Genomic DNA, 1,192 nt, shown 5'->3' with positions numbered 1-1,192 from the left:
ACGGTTCCAGTTAAAGCATCGGTCATGATAAGCGGATGGTAACCGACGTTCAAGTAGTGATAATTAAAACCAATTTTTTCTTGATGACCAAAGGTCTCAAAGTAGGTTGAATCCAAATCTAGCACCAGTTCAGTATTGGCTGATCTTTCATCAATTAAAGAGACAATACGACGATTTAATTCTTGTAGCTCATCAATGTCTTCGTTCGTGAGATGTGATAGAAATCTGGAAATAGTTGGTTGAGATGCCATGTTTTGCGCATAAACAAGTCGATGTTCGATATCTTGGGTCAAGTAATCTGCAACGTCGTCGTTGCGATAACCTTCGATAACTTGAATGAGCATTTGTAATAACAATTCTACCTTAGCATAGCGTGGATTTTTGTGATTATCGTTGAATTCAACGTTATTAAAGAGCCTGGAAATTACAGGCGAATTCAGAAAAATACTAAGCAGCACGTTGCCACCATCCGAGGTAATTGGTGCCCCATTGTCTGAAACTGCAACTAAATGGTTGCTAGGTAATACTTTTTGAGTCATAATTTTAGGCGCTCCAATTTTTGAGTATTTGGTTTGTTTTCCACTAACAAAATATCATAAAAAAGAGCTCCTATGGTTTTCACCCAACGGGTGAAAGCGCAAAACCCGCTGAAACGGTATTAACTTGTCGTTTCAGCGGGTTTTTGTTTGTCTTGATGAATAATCTGGGTTAAAACCAATTTTTTCTTGATGACCAAAGGTCTCAAAGTAGGTTGAATCCAAATCTAGCACCAGTTCAGTATTGGCTGATCTTTCATCAATTAAAGAGACAATACGACGATTTAATTCTTGTAGCTCATCAATGTCTTCGTTCGTGAGATGTGATAGAAATCTGGAAATAGTTGGTTGAGATGCCATGTTTTGCGCATAAACAAGTCGATGTTCGATATCTTGGGTCAAGTAATCTGCAACGTCGTCGTTGCGATAACCTTCGATAACTTGAATGAGCATTTGCAATAACAATTCTACCTTAGCATAGCGTGGATTTTTGCGATTATCGTTGAATTCAACGTTATTAAAGAGCCTGGAAATTACAGGCGAATTCAGAAAAATACTAAGCAGCACGTTGCCACCATCCGAGGTAACTGGTGCCCCATTGTCTGAAACTGCAACTAAATGGTTGCTAGGTAATACTTTTTGAGTCATAATTTTAG

At 38.3% G+C, this 1,192-nt stretch carries 2 protein-coding genes; both read right to left on the bottom strand.

What is annotated here, in order from left to right; translation table 11 throughout:
* On the bottom strand, positions 1 to 539 hold a 539-nt coding region (locus tag C6P11_RS10795; protein WP_210114245.1), incomplete at its 3' end, for a transposase.
* A 132-nt stretch (positions 540 to 671) separates the two neighbouring features.
* The coding region (locus C6P11_RS10790) for a transposase (RefSeq protein ID WP_210114244.1) at positions 672 to 1,192 on the bottom strand (521 nt) is incomplete at its 5' end.

This window comes from Weissella confusa, assembly GCF_004766315.1.
GTDB classification, from domain to species: domain Bacteria; phylum Bacillota; class Bacilli; order Lactobacillales; family Lactobacillaceae; genus Weissella; species Weissella confusa_A.
This window is presented reverse-complemented; position numbering and strand designations above follow the sequence as displayed.